Annotated in this window: 4 protein-coding genes and 1 pseudogene; 2 read left to right on the top strand and 3 right to left on the bottom strand. The window is 30.2% G+C overall.

Features of this window, described 5'->3' with window-relative positions; all coding sequences use genetic code 11:
* A pseudogene (locus COZ07_RS10525) lies at positions 1-347 on the bottom strand (radical SAM protein); the annotation flags it as partial.
* A gap of 17 nt (positions 348-364) precedes the next feature.
* Positions 365-1066, bottom strand: coding sequence for an HAD family hydrolase (locus COZ07_RS10530; RefSeq protein WP_406608524.1), 702 nt, complete (start codon positions 1064-1066; stop codon positions 365-367).
* A 262-nt stretch (positions 1067-1328) separates the two neighbouring features.
* Between COZ07_RS10530 and lepB the strand changes: the two genes are divergently transcribed.
* Positions 1329-1886 carry a S26 family signal peptidase gene (lepB, locus tag COZ07_RS10535; RefSeq protein WP_406608521.1) on the top strand — a complete coding sequence of 186 codons (558 nt, stop codon included), beginning with the start codon at positions 1329-1331 and terminating at the stop codon, positions 1884-1886.
* A gap of 460 nt (positions 1887-2346) precedes the next feature.
* A complete protein-coding gene (locus tag COZ07_RS10540) occupies positions 2347-2940 on the top strand; it encodes a hypothetical protein (protein WP_406608522.1) in 594 nt (197 codons plus the stop codon).
* A gap of 254 nt (positions 2941-3194) precedes the next feature.
* Here the strand turns inward: COZ07_RS10540 and COZ07_RS10545 are convergent.
* A partial coding sequence (locus COZ07_RS10545) for a cupin domain-containing protein (RefSeq protein ID WP_406608523.1) occupies positions 3195-3493 on the bottom strand: 299 nt, incomplete at its 5' end.

Here is a 3493-nt window from a genome sequence, read left to right on the forward strand (position 1 = left end):
ATAATTTTAGCTAATTCTAATAGAGTAACTTTATTGCCATTTCCTAACTGACTTATAGGATAGTTTTGACAATACACACATCTCAAATTACAGTTAGTAAAAAATATAGTACCTGAACCAGAGCTCCCCACCAAAGGCGGCTCTTCTCCAAAATGGGCGTTATAACTGGAGATTAGCACTTCTTTACCTGAACGACAAAATCCTTGTTGTCTTACCAAACGGTTCACCTTACATTGATGAGGACAAACCTTACAAAAAGAAAGCAATTTATAAGCTTTTTCAACTCTTTGGTCTAGCTCTTCTTCAGTCAGATTTAAATATTTCGGATATTTTAGTTCTTTAATCAATTAATATTCTCTCTATTCTAAAGATAATTTAATAATTCTTTTAAGGAATCTATCTTTAAATATTTTTCTGATAGAGGCTGCTCTTCCTCAAATTTCCAGGTTAAGGTGGGGATTAAAATACAATTTAAACCCACCTTTAAACCAGGATTCAAATCTGAACGAACACTATTTCCTACTATCCAGGTATCTTTTTGGTCTAATTTTTGTTCTTTTAAAATATTTAGATACTCCTCTACATTTTTATATTTCAAGACATAAATCACCGAAAAATATTTTTTTAAACCAGTTAATTGCACTTTCTTTTCTTGAACTTGAGGATCACCTAAAGTCGCTAGAATTAAAAAATACTTCTGGCTCAAAACATCTAATACTTGATAAACACCATCAACTAATTCCGGGATTTTTTTAAAAACCTGCCAGCCTAGATCTTCAATTTTCTCTTTTAAATCAGGATTAATCTCTTTTCCTTTTTTTTGGGAAAAATATTCATAGGTTTTACCTAAACTATAAGGATACCTCTCCTTTATAAAACCATATTGGTTAATATTCTTGATGTCAATTTCATCAAGCTTTGCTAACGCTTCTTCCTTCTTAAAGCCAGAGTTTTCCATAAGCAAAGAAAATTCTTCTCTCGCCTGGTCATATAATTTTGAAGTTTTAACTAAAGTATCATCTAAATCAAAGATAATAGTTTTAATTTTTATTCTCTCCTTTTTTATGTTCCAACAATTTTTATATTATTGTTATCTTAATTATTATCAGAGCCAGCCGGCTTAAATTTTTTATAATTATAACTATAATAACATCTTTTAGTAAACCAATATAAATATTTTTTTTATAAGTTTTAAAATGTGCTATAATATACTTTGTTAATTAGAATATTCTTTAGAAATTAATAGCTGTATAGTAAAAATATTTATAGCAATTTTTTAAAGCAATATCTGTATTTCACTTTTGTAAGTTGAAGGAGTAAAAATAAAAATGAAAAAAGCTAATAAAAATGAAAAATATTTAAAAAAAGATGTTAAAAAAGGGAAAAAATCTATGATTCGAGAACTGCTGGAAACAGTAATTAGTGCAGGAGTTATTGCCTTTATAATTATTACTTTTATCGGTCAGGTTACGGTAGTAAGGGGTGCTTCTATGGAACCTACTTTACATAATAATGAAAGACTTATTGCTAATAAAATTAGTTATCGTTTTGAATCACCTAAAAGAAGTGAAATAATAATTTTTAAGCCTCCTTTAGAAATAAAACGTAACTATATTAAAAGAATAATTGGGCTTCCTGGAGATAAAATTGAAATAATCAAGGGAGAAATTTATCTTAATGATAATAAGTTAGAAGATAATTATGTAAAATATAAATCGTATGAAGATATACCCGCCCTGGTAGTCCCTGATGATTCTTTCTTTGTTTTAGGAGATAATAGATCAAACAGTAGTGATAGCCGATATTGGGGCTTTGTCCCTCAAAAAAATGTAGTAGGTAAAGCCTGGGTAGTTTTCTGGCCTTTAAACAAAATAAGATTACCGTGAGAATCTATAATAGTTACCTGGTTTGCCAGTTAGTCGATTTGCCAGTTTAATTTAGTCGCTAGTGAATAGTCGTTAGTAGAACAGGCGTCTCGCCTGTCTATTATAGCTGATTAGATTTTAGGATGAGAGGTAGGGGTCGGATTCATCCGACCCGAGTATTTTAGTGTGCTATTGCGGGTTCGATGAATCGAACCCCTACATATTACTCATCACAAATTACTTTTTACTATTATTTATATGTTTCAATAAATTTTTCAATCGAACGGTCGTAAGTTCTCTCTACCTCATTTTCCCCTCCAATATTTTCTATTTCATTTTTCTTATTCTAACAAAATTAAATTTGAAATACCCTATAATTTTTAATTTAGATTTGAATTTCAGGTTGTAAAATATTATAATAAAAGAAATTATTCAAACTATTTAATTAATAAAAATTTAAAAATAAAAAGGAGTGAAAAATATGAATTTAACTAAGAAGTTCGTCTTTATAAGTACAGTATTAATCATTATCTTAAGCAGTCTAATCCTATCTTCTTTTGCAATTGAAGAAAAAGATCATATTAATCAAGCTTTAAAATTCATTGATGAAGAGAAATATAATGAAGCAGTGGGAGAATTGGAAGAAGTCCTTACCTTAGTTAGAAGTAAGTCCAATTTAGAATTTGTTAATGTAGTATTTACTAATGAAGAAGCAGGTGGTTTCGGTCTGTATAATCAAAGAGAAAACGCCACCTTTGCTCCAAGAGAAACCATTTTTATCTATGGAGAGCCAAAAAATTATACCATTAAAGAGGTTAAAAATGATCTTTATGAAATATACCTCAAAGAAGACCTCTATATCTTAGATCAAGACAATAATGTATTACAAGGACAGGCAGATTATCTCGATTACCATATAACTTCCCATTCTAAAAATTCCGACCTTTTATTTACTGCTAATATTACGCAAACTACCCCCTTTCCGATTGGTAATTATAAATTTCATTTAGTTTTAAAAGACGTCTTTTCTCAAAAAACTACTGAAGCAATAATAGAGTTTACTGTTATAGAGTAAATGATTTAGCTTTCTAACCACCCAAATTCTAATAGATGTTTATAAAAATCTAGTAGTTCGTTTTCTAAATATCTTTACATTTTGTTCTGTCATTGCGAGGAGCAAAGTAAGCCTGCCCCTGTGAAAACAGGGGAAGCAATCCCTTTATTTGTAAGGACTTGAGATTGATTCGCTATCGCTCGCAATGACAAATCATTGTAACATTATTAAGGAAACGCTCTACTAGTAACCTGTAACCCGTTACTCATTACATATTACTTATTACTATTTTTTATAGGAATCAAACATAGAAATCTTAGAGTATCGGAGCCGGTGTTTTTAAACTGATGTTTCTCTTCAGGAGGAACATATACTACTGTTCCTTTTTTAATCTTGCATTCTTTTTTCCCATCAGTCACTACCCCTTCCCCCTCTAAAATAAATACTTCATGTTCCCATTTATGTGTATGTAAAGGGCTATAACCTTCTGGAGCAACTTCAAACATTCTCATCGCAAAGTTTGGGGCCTTATCTTTATCTGAAATTAGCCATCTTACTTTCACGCCTTTGGTCT

The sequence above is a fragment of the Candidatus Infernicultor aquiphilus genome, from assembly GCF_002784285.1.
GTDB lineage: Bacteria > Atribacterota > Phoenicimicrobiia > Phoenicimicrobiales > Phoenicimicrobiaceae > Infernicultor > Infernicultor aquiphilus.

What these genes read in the sequence shown, in the direction of transcription:
- COZ07_RS10540 (WP_406608522.1), top strand. Translation starts at nt 2,347, where the DNA reads ATGAATTTAACTAAGAAGTTCGTCTTTATAAGTACAGTATTAATCATT.
- lepB (WP_406608521.1), top strand. Translation starts at nt 1,329, where the DNA reads ATGAAAAAAGCTAATAAAAATGAAAAATATTTAAAAAAAGATGTTAAA.